At 68.9% G+C, this 17246-nt stretch carries 18 protein-coding genes; 12 read left to right on the top strand and 6 right to left on the bottom strand.

Annotated elements, in window-relative coordinates:
* Positions 1 to 266: 266 nt before the first annotated feature.
* Positions 267 to 539 (top strand): metal/formaldehyde-sensitive transcriptional repressor, encoded by a 273-nt coding sequence (locus AC6CR5_RS15950; RefSeq protein WP_006386026.1) that lies wholly within the window; start codon positions 267 to 269, stop codon positions 537 to 539.
* A 56-nt stretch (positions 540 to 595) separates the two neighbouring features.
* Positions 596 to 1660 carry a CDF family Co(II)/Ni(II) efflux transporter DmeF gene (gene dmeF / locus AC6CR5_RS15945; RefSeq protein ID WP_498084703.1) on the top strand — a complete coding sequence of 355 codons (1065 nt, stop codon included), beginning with the start codon at positions 596 to 598 and terminating at the stop codon, positions 1658 to 1660.
* Positions 1661 to 1678: 18 nt separating this feature from the next.
* Here the strand turns inward: dmeF and AC6CR5_RS15940 are convergent, their stop codons facing one another.
* Positions 1679 to 2107: a hypothetical protein gene (locus AC6CR5_RS15940; protein WP_498084702.1), complete on the bottom strand. Its 429-nt coding sequence runs from the start codon at positions 2105 to 2107 to the stop codon at positions 1679 to 1681.
* Between the two features lie 230 nt (positions 2108 to 2337).
* Here AC6CR5_RS15940 and AC6CR5_RS15935 point away from each other — a divergent pair, with 230 nt between their 5' ends.
* The 4 genes from AC6CR5_RS15935 (at position 2338) to AC6CR5_RS15920 (ending at position 5658) form a co-directional block, all read left to right on the top strand.
* Complete coding sequence (locus AC6CR5_RS15935; protein ID WP_020926465.1) at positions 2338 to 2817, top strand: VOC family protein; 480 nt, start codon at positions 2338 to 2340, stop codon at positions 2815 to 2817.
* Between the two features lie 224 nt (positions 2818 to 3041).
* Positions 3042 to 4811, top strand: coding sequence for a thiamine pyrophosphate-requiring protein (locus AC6CR5_RS15930; RefSeq protein ID WP_498084701.1), 1770 nt, complete (start codon positions 3042 to 3044; stop codon positions 4809 to 4811).
* An 85-nt stretch (positions 4812 to 4896) separates the two neighbouring features.
* A complete protein-coding gene (locus AC6CR5_RS15925) occupies positions 4897 to 5202 on the top strand; it encodes an ElaB/YgaM/YqjD family protein (protein ID WP_006386032.1) in 306 nt (101 codons plus the stop codon).
* Positions 5203 to 5259: 57 nt separating this feature from the next.
* Positions 5260 to 5658 (top strand): PRC-barrel domain-containing protein, encoded by a 399-nt coding sequence (locus AC6CR5_RS15920; protein ID WP_006386033.1) that lies wholly within the window; start codon positions 5260 to 5262, stop codon positions 5656 to 5658.
* Positions 5659 to 5734: 76 nt separating this feature from the next.
* Here the strand turns inward: AC6CR5_RS15920 and AC6CR5_RS15915 are convergent, their stop codons facing one another.
* Both AC6CR5_RS15915 and AC6CR5_RS15910 read right to left on the bottom strand, forming a co-directional pair.
* Entirely contained in the window at positions 5735 to 6478 is a 744-nt protein-coding gene (locus AC6CR5_RS15915) for a hypothetical protein (RefSeq protein ID WP_026384088.1), read from the bottom strand.
* Positions 6475 to 7350, bottom strand: a complete 876-nt coding sequence (locus AC6CR5_RS15910; protein WP_047991795.1) for a glycosyltransferase family protein — start codon at positions 7348 to 7350, stop codon at positions 6475 to 6477. Before AC6CR5_RS15910 ends, AC6CR5_RS15915 begins: the two co-directional genes overlap by 4 nt.
* 239 nt (positions 7351 to 7589) lie before the next feature.
* On the opposite strand from AC6CR5_RS15910, the gene AC6CR5_RS15905 reads away from it, so the two are divergent.
* The gene (locus AC6CR5_RS15905) at positions 7590 to 8357 is read left to right on the top strand and encodes a class II aldolase/adducin family protein (protein WP_026384090.1); all 768 of its coding nucleotides are present in this window, start codon (positions 7590 to 7592) and stop codon (positions 8355 to 8357) included.
* A 72-nt stretch (positions 8358 to 8429) separates the two neighbouring features.
* Here AC6CR5_RS15905 and AC6CR5_RS15900 read toward each other — a convergent pair whose 3' ends face one another.
* Together AC6CR5_RS15900 and AC6CR5_RS15895 are read right to left on the bottom strand one after the other, a co-directional pair.
* Entirely contained in the window at positions 8430 to 9218 is a 789-nt protein-coding gene (locus tag AC6CR5_RS15900) for a hypothetical protein (RefSeq protein WP_150101283.1), read from the bottom strand.
* A 110-nt stretch (positions 9219 to 9328) separates the two neighbouring features.
* Positions 9329 to 10228, bottom strand: a complete 900-nt coding sequence (locus tag AC6CR5_RS15895; RefSeq protein ID WP_006386038.1) for a LysR family transcriptional regulator — start codon at positions 10226 to 10228, stop codon at positions 9329 to 9331.
* Positions 10229 to 10317: 89 nt separating this feature from the next.
* Here AC6CR5_RS15895 and AC6CR5_RS15890 point away from each other — a divergent pair, with 89 nt between their 5' ends.
* The 4 genes from AC6CR5_RS15890 to AC6CR5_RS15875 all read left to right on the top strand — a co-directional run bounded on the left by AC6CR5_RS15890 (position 10318) and on the right by AC6CR5_RS15875 (position 13599).
* Positions 10318 to 11289, top strand: a complete 972-nt coding sequence (locus AC6CR5_RS15890) for a D-2-hydroxyacid dehydrogenase family protein (RefSeq protein WP_241059848.1) — start codon at positions 10318 to 10320, stop codon at positions 11287 to 11289.
* 100 nt (positions 11290 to 11389) lie between these two features.
* Entirely contained in the window at positions 11390 to 12265 is an 876-nt protein-coding gene (locus AC6CR5_RS15885) for an NAD(P)-dependent oxidoreductase (RefSeq protein WP_026384092.1), read from the top strand.
* A gap of 36 nt (positions 12266 to 12301) precedes the next feature.
* Positions 12302 to 12751: an acetyltransferase gene (locus AC6CR5_RS15880; protein ID WP_026384093.1), complete on the top strand. Its 450-nt coding sequence runs from the start codon at positions 12302 to 12304 to the stop codon at positions 12749 to 12751.
* Positions 12748 to 13599 carry an alpha/beta fold hydrolase gene (locus AC6CR5_RS15875; protein WP_238920032.1) on the top strand — a complete coding sequence of 284 codons (852 nt, stop codon included), beginning with the start codon at positions 12748 to 12750 and terminating at the stop codon, positions 13597 to 13599. The genes AC6CR5_RS15880 and AC6CR5_RS15875 overlap by 4 nt, the downstream gene beginning before the upstream one ends.
* Before the next feature lie 87 nt (positions 13600 to 13686).
* Here AC6CR5_RS15875 and AC6CR5_RS15870 read toward each other — a convergent pair whose 3' ends face one another.
* Positions 13687 to 16005, bottom strand: a complete 2319-nt coding sequence (locus AC6CR5_RS15870) for a molybdopterin-dependent oxidoreductase (RefSeq protein ID WP_498084700.1) — start codon at positions 16003 to 16005, stop codon at positions 13687 to 13689.
* Between the two features lie 235 nt (positions 16006 to 16240).
* On the opposite strand from AC6CR5_RS15870, the gene AC6CR5_RS15865 reads away from it, so the two are divergent.
* Positions 16241 to 17176: a 4-hydroxy-tetrahydrodipicolinate synthase family protein gene (locus AC6CR5_RS15865; protein WP_047991788.1), complete on the top strand. Its 936-nt coding sequence runs from the start codon at positions 16241 to 16243 to the stop codon at positions 17174 to 17176.
* Positions 17177 to 17246 lie beyond the last annotated feature (70 nt).

The raw sequence follows: 17246 nt of genomic DNA, 5'->3' as shown, positions 1-17246 counted from the left end.
CAATCCGGGATCGGATGCCGTGGATACATGGATGATAATGATTTTTATTGTTGTTTCTACCCGAATCCGATCATCTCGGCCTGAATCGGATAGACGGCCCATTCCATGTCCGGCGGCCACGCATGCCGCGCTTGAGGCTAGCGCCGGCGCTGATGCCCGGACGGCTAGCCTTCGTCCGCTTTTTTGGGACGGCGGCAGGGATATCCTCCCTTTGTCGCGGTCTTTATAATATAGTCCCCTACACTATATATTCCATTCCTCCGACCATGGCCCACACCATCCGCCAGAAGGAAAAACTCATCGCCCGCGTGCGGCGCATCCGCGGCCAGCTCGAAGGGCTGGAACGGGCGCTGGAGGCCGAGGCGGCTTGCGGCGAGGTGCTGCGCCAGCTGGCATCCGCGCGCGGCGCGCTCAGTGGCCTGACCGCCGAGGTCATGCAGGGCCATCTGGACGAGCATGTGGTGCACGCGCCATCGCAGGCCGAGCGGGTCGAGGCGGCGCGGGAAATGATGGACGTTATCCGGGCCTACATGAAATAGCGGTCCGCCGGCACGGGCCGCCGGTCACAGGCCCCGCGAGCAGCAGGAACAATCCCATGAATACTTCCCCGTCCCATGACCACGTCTTCCTGGGCCAAGACCACCGGCGCAACGAGCGCCGGGTGTGGTGGGTCATCGCCTTGACCGCCAGCATGATGGCCGTCGAGATCATTGCCGGCAACGTCTATGGGTCAATGGCGCTGGTGGCCGACGGCTGGCACATGTCCACGCACGCCGGCGCCATGCTCATCACCGCGCTCGCCTACGGCTACGCGCGCCGCCAGGCCCGCAACCCGCGCTTCACCTTCGGCACCGGCAAGCTGGGCGAACTGGCGGGATTCGCCAGCGCGGTCGTACTGGCGCTGATCGCCCTGATCATCGGCTGGGAAAGCCTGGTGCGCCTGATCGACCCGGTGCCCATCCGCTTCGACCAGGCCATCGCCATCGCGGTCGTCGGCCTGCTGGTCAACCTGGTGTCGGCCTGGCTGCTGAAGGATGACCATGGCCACGCGCATGGCCATGGCGGGCATGCGCACGGTCACGCGGGGCACGACCGCCACCACGGCCGCGCGCACCGCCACGATCACGATCACGACCACGACCATGACCATGACCACGACCACGACCACGACCATGACCATGACCATGACCATGACCATGACCACGCGTCCGCCGCGGGCCATGGCCATCCGCAGGTCCGCGACAACAACCTGCGATCCGCCTACATCCACGTGCTGGCCGATGCGCTGACTTCGGTGCTGGCCATCGTGGCGCTGCTGGCGGGCCGCAGCTATGGCTGGCTATGGGCCGACGCGGCGATGGGCGTGGTCGGCGCGCTGGTCATCGCGCGTTGGTCATGGGGCCTGATCCGCGACTCGGGCACCGTGCTGCTCGACGCCACGCCGCAAAGCGCCCGGCTGCGCCACGACATCGAGCGGGCGCTGGACGCCGGCGATGGCCAGATCGCCGACCTGCACGTATGGCAGGTCGGGCCCGGCCACTTCGCGGCGATCGTGTCGCTGGTCACGGCGCATCCGCGCGACAGCGCTTTCTACAAGGGCAAGCTGGCGCATATCGCGGGCTTGTCGCATGTGACGGTGGAGACCCAGGCCGTGCCGTGAGCGCGGCGGCCCGCGGGCTCAATCGCAGGCGCCGGCGTCGCGCCGGGCCGGATCGATGCAGCGCTTCCAGGCCTGCGCATCCAGCGCCGTCACGGGCAGGAAGCGGGTCATCTCGTGCACATACAGGAATACCCGCCCCGGGGTCTCGCGCAAGGCCTGGTGGAACGGCGCGATCTGCCCGGCGTCCAGGACCACCTGGCCCCGCGCATTGCTGAGTCCCTTGAGCAATACCGTCTGCACCTTCGGGTCCCAGGACGGCAGGCCATCGCCTTCGACCGTGTCGGCCGGCACCCGCTCGCCATGCAGGCCGAGTAGCACGCGCGGGCCGTCCTCGAACACCAGGAAAGGGTAGACGCCGCGTTCCTGCGTGCCGTCGGCCGGCTGGCGGTACGGCTTGTAGGCCTTTGGGGCGTTGAAAAGACGTTCCAGTTCGCCGCCGCCGTCCACATGCAGCTACCAGGCGCGCAGTGTCAGCGGGGCCTTGCCCGGCGGCGTGTCGGTGTAGGGGCCGCCATCGCCCGCCACCACCGACTGGCATCGACCGGCATGCTTCTACGCTTGGTAACGCACGCGGACCGTTGCCGGCGCTATGCTCGACCGGCAGCATCCCTGGCGCGCGTCCACCGGGCCTTGCGGCGCGTTCGCGTGTTTCCGTTTTTCATCTCAGGAGAGCGAAGATGGTCAGCAAGAATACGGTTTGCCTCTGGTACGACCGCGACGCGCTGGAGGCGGCGCGTTTCTATGCCCAGACCTTTCCCGACAGCGCGGTGGGCCGCGTCATGCACGCGCCCGGCGATTATCCGTCGGGCAAGGAAGGCGATGTCCTGACGGTGGAGTTCACCGTCGCCGGCATTCCCTGTCTCGGCCTGAACGGCGGCCCCGGCACCCCCCACAACCACGCCTTCTCGTTCCAGATCGCCACCGACGACCAGGCCGAGACCGACCGCCTGTGGAACGCGATCGTCGGCAACGGCGGCGCGGAGAACGTCTGCGGCTGGTGCCAGGACAAATGGGGCCTGTCGTGGCAGATCACGCCGCGGGTGCTGACCGAGGCGCTGGTGTCGCCCGATCGCGCCGCCGCCAAGCGCGCCTTCGAGGCCATGATGCAGATGGGCAAGATCGACGTCGCCGGCATCGAGGCGGCGCTGCGCGGCTGAATGAGTCGGTCTGGCGGCTGGCGCGCCCGCCGCCGTGCGGGCGCGCTGACGCGACCCGCGCAAATCCCATCGTTTCCGTTTTCCGGGCGCCGCAAGGCGCCCGTGTCGTTGTTGCCGCCCGTTGTAAAGGCCGCTCACGGCGCGCCGGCGCCGCCGGGTGTTCGTCCCGGGCACGCCAATTGCGCGAGGAGTGATCCGCCTACGCAGACAGAAGGAGCAACGACGTGCAAACCGTATCCGACTTCGTGCTGGACCGCCTCGGCCAGTGGGGCGTGCAACGTGTGTTTGGTTATCCCGGCGACGGCATCAACGGGCTGATCGGCGCCTTCGGCCGCAACGACACACTGGAATTCGTGCAGACCCGGCACGAAGAGGGCGCCGCTTTCATGGCCTGCGCCCATGCCAAGTTCACCGGGCAGGTCGGCGTCTGCATGGCGACGTCCGGCCCGGGCGCCATCCACCTGCTCAATGGCCTGTACGACGCCAAGATGGACCATCAGCCCGTGGTGGCCATCGTCGGCCAGCAGGCGCGCAGCGCCCTGGGCGGCGACTACCAGCAGGAGGTCGACCTCGTGAACCTGTTCAAGGACGTGGCGCACGAGTTTGTGCACATGGTGACCTCGCCCCTGCAGGCGCGGCACATGGTCGACCGCGCCATGCGTATCGCGTTGGAGCGGCGCAGCGTCGTCTGCCTGATCTTCCCGAACGATGTGCAGGACCTGGAGGCCGTGCCCGTGCCGCCGCGCGAGCATGGCACCGTGCACACCGGCATCGGCGTCACGTCGCATGCGGCGGTGCCGCCCGAGGCCGCCCTGGCCAATGCGGCCGACCTGCTCAACCGCGGCGAGCGGGTGGCGATGCTGGTGGGGGCCGGCGCCTTGTCCGCCGGCGCCGAGGTGCGCGCGGTGGCCGAGCGCCTGGGGGCGGGCGTGGCCAAGGCGCTGCTGGGCAAGGCGGTGTTGCCGGACGCGCTGCCGTACGTGACGGGCGCCATCGGTCTGCTGGGCACCCAGCCGAGCTGGGAAATGATGAACGAATGCGACACCTTGCTGATGGTGGGCACTACCTTCCCCTATGCCGAATTCCTGCCCAAGGAGGGCCAGGCCCGCGCCGTGCAGATCGACGTGGACGGCCGCCAACTGAGCCTGCGCTATCCCGTCGAGGTGGGGCTGGTGGGCGATGCCCGGCTGACGCTCGAAGCCTTGTTGCCGCGGCTGGAGCCCAAATCGTCGAATTCCTGGCGCGAGCGCATAGAGAAAAGCGTGCGCCGCTGGCGCGAGACCGTCACGGCGCGTGCCATGGTCCAAGCCAAGCCCGTCAATCCGCAACGCCCGTTCCTGGAGCTGTCCAGTCGACTGCCGCCGCACAGCATCATCACCTGCGACTCGGGCTCGGCCGCCAACTGGTATGCGCGCGACGTCCAGTTGGACGAAGGCATGATGGCGTCGGTCTCGGGCGGCCTGGCAAGCATGGGCTGCGGCGTGCCCTACGCGGTGGCCGCCAAGCTCGCCTATCCCGGGCGTCCGGTGATCGCGCTGGTGGGCGATGGCGCGATGCAGATGCTCGGCATCAACGAACTCATCACCATCGCCCACCGCTGGAAGGACTGGAGCGACCCGACGCTCGTGGTGCTGGTGCTCAACAACGGCGACCTGAACCTGGTGACGTGGGAGCAGCGCGTCATGGGTGGCGATCCGCGCTTTGCCGCGTCGCAGTGGCTGCCGGAGTTTTCCTACGCCGACTACGGCCGCATGCTGGGCCTGGAAGGCATCCGGGTTACGTCGCCCGACGAGGTGGGGCCGGCGTGGGATCGCGCCCTGGCGGCGGGGCGCCCGGCGGTGCTGGAAGTGGTGACCGATCCGGAAATGCCGCCGTTGCCGCCGCATGTGTCGATGAAGCAATTCGGCGCCTACATGACGGCCTTGCGCAAGGAAACCGGGGCGGCGGGCACGGCCGCGCTGCGCGCCACCATCAAGCAATGGTGGGCGAGCTGACCTGGCCGGCGGCACGCCACTTGCTGTAGGACCGGGGTCCGGGCTCGCGGTGAGGTTGGCGCGGACTTTTTTTCAAGGAGGTGTCATGGCTACACACAACGGCAACGGGACGTTGCGCGACCTGATTGCGGGAACCGAAAGCCTGCTGCGCAGCACTGCCAGCTACGGCGGCACGGAGATCGAAGCGGCGCGCGATCGTCTCAAGCAGCAACTCGACGCCGCGCGCGCCGAGGCGCGCGGATGGGAGAAGCATGCATGGCGGCGCGCCCGGGAAGTCTCGGCCGCGACCGATGGCTATGTGCACGAGAACGCCTGGAAGAGCATCGCCGGCGCCGTGCTGGTGGGCGCGCTGGCTGGCGCCTGCCTGATGTCGGAAGCGCGCCGCCGCTGATGCGGCGCAATCCTCGATTCCAAGATATGCAGCGGGTACGCCCGCGGGAGAAACGCGATGGAACAGCAATCGAATATCGTCGGTGGTCCGAAGTCCAAGGCGCTGGGGCCCGGCCCCGAAGTGATGGCCGCCAGTACCCTGGAAGGAAATGACGTCTACAACGCCGCTGGCGAAAGCCTGGGCGACATCAAGGCGATCATGCTCGATGTGCCGCGCGGACGCGTGGCCTATGCGGTGCTGGCGCGCGGCGGCGTGCTGGGGATGGGGGAAAAACTGTTCGCCATTCCGTGGGCGGCGCTGACGCTGGACACCGACCGCAAGTGCTTCGTGCTCAATGTCGACAAGGAAACCCTCAAGGACGCGCCGGGCTTCGACAAGGACAACTGGCCGAGCATGGCCGACGAGACCTGGGCGCGCGACGTGCACAAGTACTACAACCAGGACGTCTACTGGTAAGGGGCGCTTGCCGCGGCCGGCGGCCGGCATATCCGCTTGCGCGGACCTGCCGGCCGGACCCGGCGCGGCGGCGGCGTCAGCCGGCGTCGATCCAGCGGCCGAGGTCTGGCCGCACCTGCTGGCGCGCGCGGCCACGCCGCACCTGCTCATCGTCCAGCCGCGCGGCGCCCGCGGAATCGATATCGAAAGCGATGCCCAGCGCGCCGGCCACGCCGGGACCCTCGATGGGCAACTCCCACGTCAGGAACACCTGCGACAAGTCGCGGCTCTCCGGGAAGTCGGCCTCGTCGAACATGCTGGAACCCCGCGGCACCACGCCATGAGGCTGGCAGGTGTCGAACAGCACCGCGGTGCCGCGCGTCAACGCGATGCGCTGGCCGCTGTTGGCGAACAGCAGGTCCAGTCCCTTGTCCTCGCTCAGGAACAGATTGCAGAAGGCCGCGCCGCCATACTGGTCGCCGTCGTGGTGGTAGCGCGCGCCGCGGCAGGCCATCAAGGCGATATCGCTTTCGGCCAGCGCGTCGCCCAGGCCCAGCGCGCCGGTCCAGTCGCGCATGGCCTGCACGCAGGCGGTGTAACCGGGCCAGCGCGCGATGGTGCGCGCCAGCGCCATCTGTTCGACGTCGCCGGGGCCGAGTTCCAGGCGCGATGCGATGTCGCGCGCCCAGTCCGCCAGCAGGCGGTCGGGCGGCGCGGGCAGGGTGAGCGTGGCGCTGCGCACCACGTCGCTGACGCCGCGGCTGCGCAGGGCATCGCCGCTCCAGAAGTACGAGACCAGGCGGTCGGGGGACAACGGCATGATGCGCGGGGACCGGTTCATCCGCTCTGCACGTTTGCCCAGAGCCGCTGCCACCAGGAGCGCCGCGGCGGCCGCGGCCGGTTGCCGGTGTAGTGCTTCTGCGAGGCCTTGACCACGTCGCCAAAAGGGGACGCGCTACGGTAGTCGTCGAGCCGATGGCCGGCGGCCAACGCTTCCTGGTAGTAGCGGTCGAACAACTCGGTCAGGTCGATGCGCGCATGCGCCACCACTTCGCCGTCGAACCAGTGGCGGCGACCTTCCGCGCGCAGGCGCGGCATGGCGTAACGGTGCGAGAACTGCGTGCCCATGTCGGAGTAATGCAGGATGCGGATATCGTCGCGCGCCAGGCCGTCGCCGTCGATGCTGTTGTAGCGTGGGTCGAGGTACTGGACCAGGTGCGGCCGGCTGGCGAAATAGTGCGTCATGTCGTGGTTGGCGCGACGCATCGCGCGCAGCGCGTCGAGTGGCGGCAGATGGGCGCGGGCGCGCTCGCAGTCCCATAATGCCATGCATGAACGCCAGCCCTCTCCATCGCCTTCGCGGCGGGCTGCGACGATCGCTCCCTCGGCCAGCGGCATGTCCCAGATCTCTGCCAGGTCGCACAGCACCAGCATGTCCGCATCCATATAGAAGGCGCGGCCCTGGAAACCGGCCGCGGCCGGTACCGCCCAGCGCAGCGCGGAGAATGGCGTGGCCCATTTTTCGGTGCGCCAGCCCAGGCCGCGCGCCGGGTCGCAGTACCACGGGCTGGCAGGATCGCGCGACAGGCGCATCCAGGTGATCTCGACCGGCCGCGAAGCATGTTTGCGGGCGCTGTAGTCCAGCACCATCATCTGCTCCAGGTCGCAGTCGTTGGGGTCGCAGCCGACAAAAATCCTTATGGCGTCATTCATTTTGTCTCGTCATCCCGGGCGGCAGGGGCCGGTCCGCGCTGCCGGCTTTCCTGAATTTCCACTGAATTGTAATCGGGTTTTTCAGCGGGAAGGTCCGGCGGCTGCGCAGTCGCGCCGCGGTGTTGCATGCAGCGGACGCTTGCCGCGCGGGCGCCGCCGAGGGCGTGTAAACCGAATACAGTGCGCGACGGAGCCCGCGCCTCGCGGCGAGGGCAGACATCAAAAAAGGGAGACGAGACATGGATACGGCAGGAACGCTGGCCGCCCGCGTGCGCGAGCAGGTCGGCGAAACGGAATGGCAGGTGCGCAAGGATCTGGCGGCGCTCTACCGGCTGGTGGCGCTGTTCGGTTGGGATGACCTGATCTTCACCCACATCACCGCCAAGGTGCCCGGCACCGAGCATTTCCTCATCAACCCCTACGGCATGATGTTTGACGAGATCACCGCGTCCAGCCTGGTCAAGATCGACCTGGACGGGCGCAAGGTGATGGACTCGGCATACGACATCAATCCGGCGGGCTTCACCATCCACAGCTGTATCCACGCGGCCCGCAAGGACGCCATGTGCGTCCTGCACACGCATTCCATCAACGGAGTGGCGGTGTCGGCGCAGAAGGACGGCCTGCTGCCGCTGTCGCAGTTCGCGTTCATCGTGCTGCGTTCGCTGGCATATCACGACTACGAAGGCCTGGCGCTCAACCCCGAGGAACAGCCGCGCCTGGTGCGCGACCTGGGCGCCAGCCAGTACCTGATCCTGCGCAACCATGGCCTGTTGACGGTGGGACAGAGCATGGCCGAGGCATTCCAGGCCATGCACCGGCTGGAAGCGGCCTGCATGGTGCAGGTGCGGGCGCAGGCCGGGGGCGGCGAACTGACCCTCATCCCGCCCGAGGTGCTGGCGCGCGCCGCGGTGGAATCCCCGGCCGACCGCGCCCACAAGGCCGCGCTGGCCTGGCCGGGCCTGTTGCGCCGGCTGGACCGGCGCAATCCGGGCTACGCCGACTGACGACCCCAGCGGTCCGCCGCGTCCCGCCGGTGCGGCGGAGCGGGCGCGGCCAGGGTGGCCAAGGCCCGTGCGTTATTTCTTCCCGGGCTGCGGTTCCAGGAACTCGGCGCAGTCCGGCACCGGCGTGGCCGGCTGGTAGACCGAGCCGTCTTCCTTCCACTTGTAGGTCACCGTGTAGCTGCACTGCTTGTCGGCCTGCGGTTGCAGTTGCGCGGCCGTCGGCGCGGGCCGCTTGCTCGAATCGGCGTAGCGGCTGGCGTCGGCCGGGCTGCGCGTGGCCTGAGTGGTGACCTGCAGGTCCGGGTACGGCTGCTGGCTGGGCAGGGCCTTCACCGTGGCGTCATAGCGGTAATAGTCCATGCAGTTGCCTTCGCGGCGTTTCTCGTCGGCCTCGTTGGCGCAGGCGCGGATGCCGGCCTTGGCGGAGTAGGGCAGCAGGTGGGCCAGGGCCGAGGACTTGTCGCCCAGGTCCACCATGAAAAGGTACAGGTCGCGGCGCGAGAAGCTGCCGCCGGGAAACTGGATCTCTTCCTTGTAGTCCGGCTCGTTGGGGCCGATCACGCCGACCAGCGCGCGTTCCTCGCTCAGGCGGATGAGGTGCGGCCAGACCGTGAAGCGCGTGAAGTTCGGGATGTCGGGCAGGTCCCAGAAGCGGTAGTCGGCGCGCAGGGTGCGGCTGGTGGCGAACGGGCCGTTATCCTCGAAGCCGCCGTCGACCTTGATCCCCACGCACCAGTCGGCCTGCTTGTTGCAGTAAAGCTGGTTTTGCGGGTTGAGCGTCAGGGGCTCGACATCGGGCTGCACCGCGGACGCGGTGGCGGGCAGGACGGCGCAGAGCAGCGTCGCAAGGGCTTTGTTCATCGTGGTTCCTAATGGGTCGGGAAAAGCGCCGGCGCATTGTGGCTCGATTCCTCCGGCAAAGCGTCACCAATTGTATAAGGTGGTGCGAAAGTTCCGCGTCGGGCGGCGCGTCAGCGCGGCCCCTGCGCGCGGTGCCGCAGGATCAGGTCGTGCAAGGCCTGGGCGGCCGGCGACAGGTGCGCGCCCTTGCGGCTGATGAGCGAAAAGGTGCGTCTCACCACCGGCGTGTGCAGCGACACCACGCGCAGCCCCGGATACGAACCGGCCTGCCAGGCCAGCCGCGGCGCCACGGCGATGCCGGCGCCGGCCGCCACCAGTCCGACGGCGGTCGAACTGCGCTGCACTTCATAGAAGGCCGTCAGCCGCGGCGCCAGCTCGGCCAGCGCGTGATCGAGCAGCGGCCGGTTGTTGCTGCTGGCGCCGGGAAAGATCAGCCGATGGCCCTCCAGTTTTTCCCAGGGCAGCGTGCGGCGGCGCGCCAGCGGATGGTCCTCGCGGCAGATCAGCACGAAGTCGTCCTGCAGCAGCGGGATGCTCCGCAGCGTGGGGGCGTGGGTCTCGGCGATGTTGATGCCGAACTCGGCCTCGCGCGTGAGCACCGCCTGCGCCACGGCGCCGGAAGAGTGGTCCAGCACTTTGACGCGGTTCTGCGGATGCTCGGCGCTGTAGCGCTGCAGGATGTGCGGCAGGTAGTGCACGCCGATGGTCGGCACACACGCCAGCGTCACGTCGCCGCGCTGGGCCTTGCCGGTTTCCCGGATCTCGGTAAGCGCCGCGGCCAGGTCGGCCAGCAGGCGCCGCGCCTGCGGCAGGAAGCTGTCGCCCGGCGGCGTCAGCGCCACCGAGCGGGTGGTGCGTTCCACCAGCCGCACGCCCAGGAACGATTCCAGGTTCTGCAGCCGGCGGCTCAGCGCGGTCTGGGTGATGCTGAGCTCGCCGGCGGCGCGGCGAAAGCTCTTGTGATCCGCGATCGCCACGAAGGCCTGCACGCCGAGCACGTCGATTTTCATGAGAAAAACGCATCAATTGACTAATTAATATCATTTTACGGTCGGCAAGGCGGCGCTCACAATGCCCGCATCCTGGCAGGAGACAGACCATGAACATCACGATTCTGGACGACTATTTCGACACGCTGCGGGGCTTGCCCTGTTTCCGCAAACTCGACGGCCATGCCGTCACGGTCTGGAACGACCATGTGCAGGACGTGGACGCGCTGGCCGAGCGCCTGCGCGACACCGAGGCGCTGGTGCTGATCCGCGAACGCACCCAGATCCGCGCGCCGCTCATCGCGCGCCTGCCCAAGCTGCGGCTGATCAGCCAGCGCAGCGTCTACCCCCATATCGATGTCGACGCCTGCACCGCGCACGGTGTCATCCTGTCTTCCAACCAGCATGCCGGCACGCCGTCGTACGCCGCCGCCGAACTGACCTGGGGACTGGTGCTGGCCGGCATGCGGCGGATCCCGCAGCAAGTTGAGGCGCTCAAGAACGGCGTCTGGCAGACCGGCATGGGCCGTACCCTGCGCGGCCGCACTCTCGGTATCTACGGTTATGGCCGGATCGGCGCCGAAGTGGCGCGCTACGGCGCCGCCTTTGGCATGAAGGTGCTGGTGTGGGCGCGCGAGGCCTCGCGCCAACGGGCGCGCGACGACGGCTGGGATGTGGCGCCGGACAAGCAGGCGTTCTTCGAGGCCTGCGACGTGCTCTCGCTGCACATGCGGCTGGTGCCGGATACGCGCGGCATCGTCACGGCGGCCGATCTGGCGCGCATGAAGCCATCGGCGCTGTTGGTGAATACCAGCCGCGCCGGCCTGATCGAGCCGGGCGCGCTGGCGCAGGCGCTGCGCGCGGGCCGCCCCGGCATGGCGGCGGTGGACGTGTTCGAAACCGAACCGCTGCGCGATCCGAAGGACCCGCTGCTGCAACTGCCCAACGCGATCTGCACGCCGCATATCGGCTACGTCACCGAGGACGAATACGAGACCCAGTTTTCGGACGTTTTCGATCAGATCGTCGCCTACGCCGCCGGCAAGCCGATCCATGTGATCAATCCCGCTGTGCTGGCTTGACATCCGCTCGGCCGACGCGCGCCGGGACCGTTGTCCGCGAGCGGCGGCAACAATCGGTGGAATAATAGGGACAATGAACACAACCAAAGCGGAAACAGGCATGGATATCGGATTCATCGGCCTGGGCGTCATGGGCACGCCGATGGCGCTCAACCTGGCCCGGGCCGGCACGCCGCTGGTGGTCTGGAGCCGTTCCCCCGGCGGCTATGACGCGCTGCGCGCCGCGGGCGCGCGCGTGGCCGACAGCGCCAGCCAGGTCTACGCGCAATGCCGCACCGTCATCCTGATGCTGGCCAACGACGCGGCCATCGACACGGTGCTGGCGCGCGGCACGGACGACTTCGCCGCGCGTGTGCGCGACCACGTGATCGTCAACATGGGCACCACCTCGGCCGATTATTCGCGTCAGTTGGGCGCGGACATCGAGGCGGCCGGCGGGCGCTACGTCGAGGCGCCGGTGTCGGGCTCGCGCAAGCCGGCCGAAGCCGGGCAACTGGTGGTGATGCTGGCCGGCCATGACGACGACGTCGCCGCCGTGCGCGAACTGGTGCGGCCGCTGTGCCGCGACAGCTTCGTCTGTGGCGCGGTGCCGTCCGCACTGGTCATGAAGCTGTCGGTCAACCTGTTCCTGATCACCATGGTCACGGGCCTGACCGAGTCGGTGCATTTCGCCGAGCGTCACGGCATCGACCTGGCCCTGTTTGCCGAGGTGCTGAACGCCGGACCGATGGCCAGCGACGTGTCGCGCGTCAAGCTGGGCAAGCTGGTGACGCAGGACTTCTCCGTGCAGGCGGCGATCACCGACGTGCTCAAGAACAGCCGCCTGGTGGCCGAGGCCGCGCGCGGCGCCGGCATCGCTTCGCCGCTGCTGGACGCCAGCCATGCGCTGTACGGCGAGACCGAGGCCCAGGGCCTGGGCGCGTCCGACATGGTGGCGGTGATCCGCGCCATCGAGCGGCGCACGGACGCCGGCTGACGGCCGCCAGCCTTTCTTCTTTTTTTCCGTAGCACCATGATCACCCTGAGAACCTCCACCCCCGCCGACGGCGAACGCGTCGTCGACATCTGGCGCCGCGCCGTCGATGCCACCCACGATTTCCTCTCGCCGCAGGACCGCCACGATATCGAGGCCGAGGTGGTGGGCTTCCTGCCCGCCGCCACGCTCGATCTGGCGGTGGATGCGAACGACCGCGCGCTGGCCTTCATGCTGCTCGACGGCGGCCACATGGAAGCGCTGTTCGTTGACCCCGACGCGCGCGGCACGGGCGTCGGGCGCGCCCTGGTCGAGGATGCGCTGCGGCGCCATCCCGGCCTGAGCACCGACGTCAACGAGCAGAACGCGCAGGCGATCGGCTTCTATGAACGGCTGGGCTTCGAGCGCATCGGGCGTTCGGAGCGCGACGGCCAGGGACGGGCCTATCCGCTGATCCATCTGCGTCATCGCGGCGACGCGCCGGCATGAGCCCGGTCTTCAAGTCCGAGCGCCACGCCGAAGCCGTGCGCCAGGCCTATGCCGCCGCGCTGGCCCATTGGCCGGCCGATGTGCGGCGAGTGACGGTGCCGACGCCGGCCGGCGACACCCACGTGCTGGTGTGCGGCCGCGAGGACGCCCCGCCCCTGGTGCTGCTGCATGGCGCGCAGAGCACGGCCGCCAGTTGGCAGCGGCAGGCCGCGGCCTGGGCGCCGCATTTCCGCATTTACGCGATCGACCTGATCGGCGAGGCAGGCCCGAGCGCGCCGGCGCGGCTGCCGCTGGCGAGCGATGCGCACGCGGCCTGGCTGGAGGCCGTGCTCGACGGACTGGGCGTGGCGCGCGCGGCGTGCTTCGGCATTTCGCTGGGCGCGTGGCTGGCGCTGGACTTCGCCGTGCGGCGGCCGGCGCGGGTCGAGCGGCTGGCGCTGTTGTGCCCGTCCGGCATCGGCCGGCAGAAGCACATCCTGCCGTGGGTCCTGCCATTGCTGCTGCTGGGACCCGCGGGCCGCGCGCTGGTGCGCCGCCGCATCATCGGGCCGCTGGCGGCCGATCCGGCGCCTGCCGATCGGGCTCAGTTTGCGTTGATGCACGCCATCAATCGCGGTTTCCGCTCGCGCTTCGGCGCCATTCCCGTCTTTGACGATGAGGCGTTGCGTCAGTTGGCGCAGCCGCTGTACGTGGCGGTGGGCGGGCGCGATGTGATGCTTGATTCGCGCGAGACCTGCGAACGCCTGCGCCGCCTGGCGCCGCGCGCGCAGGTGACGCTGTTGCCGCGTGAGCGGCATTTCATCCGGGGACAGGACGACGCGGTGCTGGCATTCCTGCGGGCGGGCTAGGGCCTGTTCACACGATAAGGAGCCTCGCACAGGCCGGCAATCGGGCGCCAGGCGCGGTCGCGCCGCAACGGGGGCGAGATTGCGCCGTCAACGTGGCGCGCCCGGCGTCTCGGCCCGCAGCGGCGGCGGCTCGAAGGCCCGCACCGGCGGCGCGTCGCCGTGCCAGCGCTCCACCTGCACCAAGGCCGACAGCGCGCTCGGGCCCTGCGCCAGCCGCGACGTGCCCACGTCCACCGTCAGCACGTTGGGATTGCCGTGGCGTTCGAGCGAGCCGTCCTGCGGGTCGAACCAGGCGCCGGTGGGCATCACCACCACGCCGCGCAGCAGGTCGGCGCTGAGTTGCGCGCCGCCGAGGCAGGCGCCGCGGTCATTGAAGATGCGCACCACATCGCCCTGCGCGATGCCGCGTGCGGCGGCGTCGTCGGGATGCAGCAGCACCGCCTCGCGGCCGGCGACCTTGTGGGCGCGGGTGGCCGGCGCCGGGTCCAGTTGCGAGTGCAGCCGGTCGGCGGGCTGGCAAGTGACCAGGTGCAGCGGCCAGCGCGCCGCGCGTTCGGCGCCCAGCCATTCCACCGGCGGCAGCCAGGCCGGATGCGGCGGGCAGTCGTCATAGCCGAACTCGGCGATCGCCGCGCTGTGCAGTTCGAGACGGCCGGAGCGGGTCTTGAGCGGATGCGCGGCGGGATCCTCGCGGAACTGCTCGAACAGCACGAAGTCGCGCGTGGGCGGCGGCAGCGCCACGTGGCCGCGCTCCCAGAATTCATCGAAGGCCGGCAGCGTCAGTTGCGCCGCTTCCCAGGCCGGCCGCATCTGTTCGTAGATGTGGCGGATCCAGGCCATCTCGTCGCGGCCTTCGGTGAAGGCCCGCTCGAAACCGCCGCGCGCGGCCAGTTCGCGGTAGATGTCGAAGTCGTTGCGGCTGTGGCCCACCGGCGCCAGCGCCTGCCGCATCGCGAGCAGGTAGCGGTCGCGCGACGAGCCACCGATGTCGTTGCGTTCCAGCGTGGTGGTGGCCGGCAGCACGATGTCGGCGCGGCGCGCGGTCGGCGTCCACCATGGCTCGTGCACGATGATGGTCTCGGGCCGCGCCCAGGCCCGCATCAGCCGGTTCAGGTCCTGGTGGTGATGGAACGGATTGCCGCCGGCCCAGTAGACCAGGCGGATGTCCGGATAGATGCCGGTCCTGCCGTTGAACTCGTACGGCTCGCCCGGCCGCAGCAGCATGTCGGTCAGGCGCGCCACCGGGATCGACACGCCGGCAGGATTGAGGCCCGCGCGCATCTCCGGCGCGGGCAGGTCGGGGCGCGGATTGCCGGCGCCGTTCATCGAGCCATGGCCGAAGGCGAAACCGCCGCCAGGCAGGCCGATCTGGCCCAGCAGGGCGGCCAGCGCCACGCTGCCCCAGTACGGCTGTTCGCCGCGATGGCCGCGCTGCAGCGACCACGAGCACGACAGCAGCGTGCGGGTGCCGGCCGCGTCCCGCGCCAGCGCGCGGATGGTATCGGCCGGCACGCCGCAGATGCGCGCGGCCCAGGCAGCGTCCTTGGGCTCGCCGTCGGCGCGGCCCAGCAGGTAGTCGGCGTACTGCTCGAAGCCATTGCAGCAGCGGGCCAGGAAGTCGCGGTCGTGGCGGCCCTCGGCCAGCAGGGTGTGGGCCATGCCCAGCATCATCGCGGCATCGGTGTTGGGACGGATGGGGATCCATTCGGCCGCCAGCGCCGCCGGCGCGTCGCCGCGCGTGGGGCTGACCACCACGGTGCGTATGCCGGCCTGGCGCACCCGCGCCAGCCAGCCGGGGGCGCTGTGGTCGCCCGCGCCGCCCGAGGCGATCTGGGTGTTGCGCAGCGGGATGCCGCCGAACGCGACCAGCAGCCGCGTGTGCCCGACCACGCTGTTCCAGTCGGTGATGCGGCCGGTTACGGGCGCGTAGGTGCCGATGATGTGCGGCAGCAGGAACTGCGCCGCGCCCCAGCTGTAGTTGCCCGACTGGTCGACGCAGCCGCCGCCTGCGTACAGGAAGCGGTGCGTCAGCGTGCGCGCATGGTGCAGCCGGCCGGCCGACGACCAGCCGTACGAGCCGCCGAAGATGGCGGTGGGGCCATGCTGCGCGCGCACCCGTTGCAGTTCGTCGTGCACCAGCGCCAGGGCGGTGTCCCAATCGACCTCCACATAGCCGTCCACGCCGCGCAATTCGGGCGCGCCGCGGTGCCTGAGCCAGCTGGCGCGCACGGCGGGGCGGGCGATGCGCAGCGACGAATGCACCATGTCGGGCATCGCGTGGATAAGCGGGGACGGGGCCTGGTCGTGCGCGAACGGCTCGCAGCCCACGACGCGGCCGTCGCGCACCAGCGCGGTATAGGCGCCCCAATGGGACAGGGACGGATAACGGGAGATCGCTTCGGTCATGCGGGCGCCGCCATGAAAAGCGTATTGTTATGGAAATCCTCATAACTTAACCGCATTGCCTTAGAAAATCTTTGTCTTTCGGGCGCCCTGAAAGTGTGGAAAATAGAAAAATTTTCGGGGCCGCTCTTCCTATACTGCATAAGCAGCAAGGGGAATGGTCAGGTGCAGGCGCCAACCACCGCGCGCCAGCCTGGCTTTTTTTGATTGAGCAGTCCATCCGCATGTGGAGCAGGTCATGAGCAAAATGAAAATCCAGGGGTCCTTCGTCGCCATCGTCACGCCGTTCAATCGCGACGGCAGCGTCGATTTCAGCGCCTTCCGCAGCCTGTTGAAGTTCCAGGAAGACAACGGCACCGCCGCCGTGCTGATCATGGGCTCCACCGGTGAAGTCTCGCTGCTGTCGCCCGAAGAGCGGCGCCAGGTGATCGTCGAGACGGCCAAGATGAAGACCGGCAGGATGAAGCTGTTTTACGGCTGCACCGGCAACAACACCGACTCCACCATCGACTACCTGAAGTTCGCGCGCGCCAACGGCGCCGACGGCGCGATCCTGGCCGCGCCGGCCTATATTTGCGCCTCCGAAGCCGACACCGAAGCCTATTTCCTCGAAGTGGCCGACGCCACCGACCTGCCGCTGGGCATCTACAACAACCCGCCGCGGGTCAAGAGCGACCTGCACTGGGACCAGCTGTTGCGCATCTTCAAGCACCCGAACTACGTGGTGCACAAGGAATCGACCACGCGCGTGGGCCAGGTGGCGCAAGTGCTGCGCGGCCGTCCCGACGTGTCGGTGATGTGCTGCGACTCGCCCAACCTGGGCCTGGTGGTGCCCACCATGAGCCTGGGCGGCCACGGCACCGCCAACATGACCGGCAACATCGCGCCGGCCGAGATGGCCGAGATTTCGCGTCCCTGGGACACGCCGGACGTGTCGGTCAGCTTCCGCGAAGGCTACCTGGGCCTGCTGCCGATGCTGCATTACTCGTACTCCGCCATCAACCCCGTGGCGATCAAGTCGCTGATGAAGGCGGTGGGCCTGCCGGTCGGCGACCTGCGCCGTCCGCTGCGCGGCCTGGAGGGCGACGCCCTGGCCAAGGGCCTGCGCATCGTGCGCGAGCTGGGGCTGGACACCAAGTACGGCTTCAGCTCCGCGCAGCTCAAGGCGGCCTGATTCCCCTGTTCCGGCGGCGATAGCCGCCGGATTCATTTTTGACGACCCACGCCACCGGCCGCGAGCGTCG

Source organism: Achromobacter sp. EG18, from assembly GCF_059759395.1.
The sequence above is the reverse complement of the archived record's forward strand: the minus strand, read 5'-3'. Positions and strand labels throughout refer to the sequence as shown.

What these genes read in the sequence shown, in the direction of transcription:
- AC6CR5_RS15950 (WP_006386026.1), top strand. Translation starts at nt 267, where the DNA reads ATGGCCCACACCATCCGCCAGAAGGAAAAACTCATCGCCCGCGTGCGG.
- dmeF (WP_498084703.1), top strand. Translation starts at nt 596, where the DNA reads ATGAATACTTCCCCGTCCCATGACCACGTCTTCCTGGGCCAAGACCAC.
- AC6CR5_RS15935 (WP_020926465.1), top strand. Translation starts at nt 2,338, where the DNA reads ATGGTCAGCAAGAATACGGTTTGCCTCTGGTACGACCGCGACGCGCTG.
- AC6CR5_RS15925 (WP_006386032.1), top strand. Translation starts at nt 4,897, where the DNA reads ATGGCTACACACAACGGCAACGGGACGTTGCGCGACCTGATTGCGGGA.
- AC6CR5_RS15920 (WP_006386033.1), top strand. Translation starts at nt 5,260, where the DNA reads ATGGAACAGCAATCGAATATCGTCGGTGGTCCGAAGTCCAAGGCGCTG.
- AC6CR5_RS15915 (WP_026384088.1), bottom strand. Translation starts at nt 6,478, where the DNA reads ATGAACCGGTCCCCGCGCATCATGCCGTTGTCCCCCGACCGCCTGGTC.
- AC6CR5_RS15910 (WP_047991795.1), bottom strand. Translation starts at nt 7,350, where the DNA reads ATGAATGACGCCATAAGGATTTTTGTCGGCTGCGACCCCAACGACTGC.
- AC6CR5_RS15905 (WP_026384090.1), top strand. Translation starts at nt 7,590, where the DNA reads ATGGATACGGCAGGAACGCTGGCCGCCCGCGTGCGCGAGCAGGTCGGC.
- AC6CR5_RS15900 (WP_150101283.1), bottom strand. Translation starts at nt 9,218, where the DNA reads ATGAACAAAGCCCTTGCGACGCTGCTCTGCGCCGTCCTGCCCGCCACC.
- AC6CR5_RS15895 (WP_006386038.1), bottom strand. Translation starts at nt 10,228, where the DNA reads ATGAAAATCGACGTGCTCGGCGTGCAGGCCTTCGTGGCGATCGCGGAT.
- AC6CR5_RS15890 (WP_241059848.1), top strand. Translation starts at nt 10,318, where the DNA reads ATGAACATCACGATTCTGGACGACTATTTCGACACGCTGCGGGGCTTG.
- AC6CR5_RS15885 (WP_026384092.1), top strand. Translation starts at nt 11,390, where the DNA reads ATGGATATCGGATTCATCGGCCTGGGCGTCATGGGCACGCCGATGGCG.
- AC6CR5_RS15880 (WP_026384093.1), top strand. Translation starts at nt 12,302, where the DNA reads ATGATCACCCTGAGAACCTCCACCCCCGCCGACGGCGAACGCGTCGTC.
- AC6CR5_RS15875 (WP_238920032.1), top strand. Translation starts at nt 12,748, where the DNA reads ATGAGCCCGGTCTTCAAGTCCGAGCGCCACGCCGAAGCCGTGCGCCAG.
- AC6CR5_RS15870 (WP_498084700.1), bottom strand. Translation starts at nt 16,005, where the DNA reads ATGACCGAAGCGATCTCCCGTTATCCGTCCCTGTCCCATTGGGGCGCC.
- AC6CR5_RS15865 (WP_047991788.1), top strand. Translation starts at nt 16,241, where the DNA reads ATGAGCAAAATGAAAATCCAGGGGTCCTTCGTCGCCATCGTCACGCCG.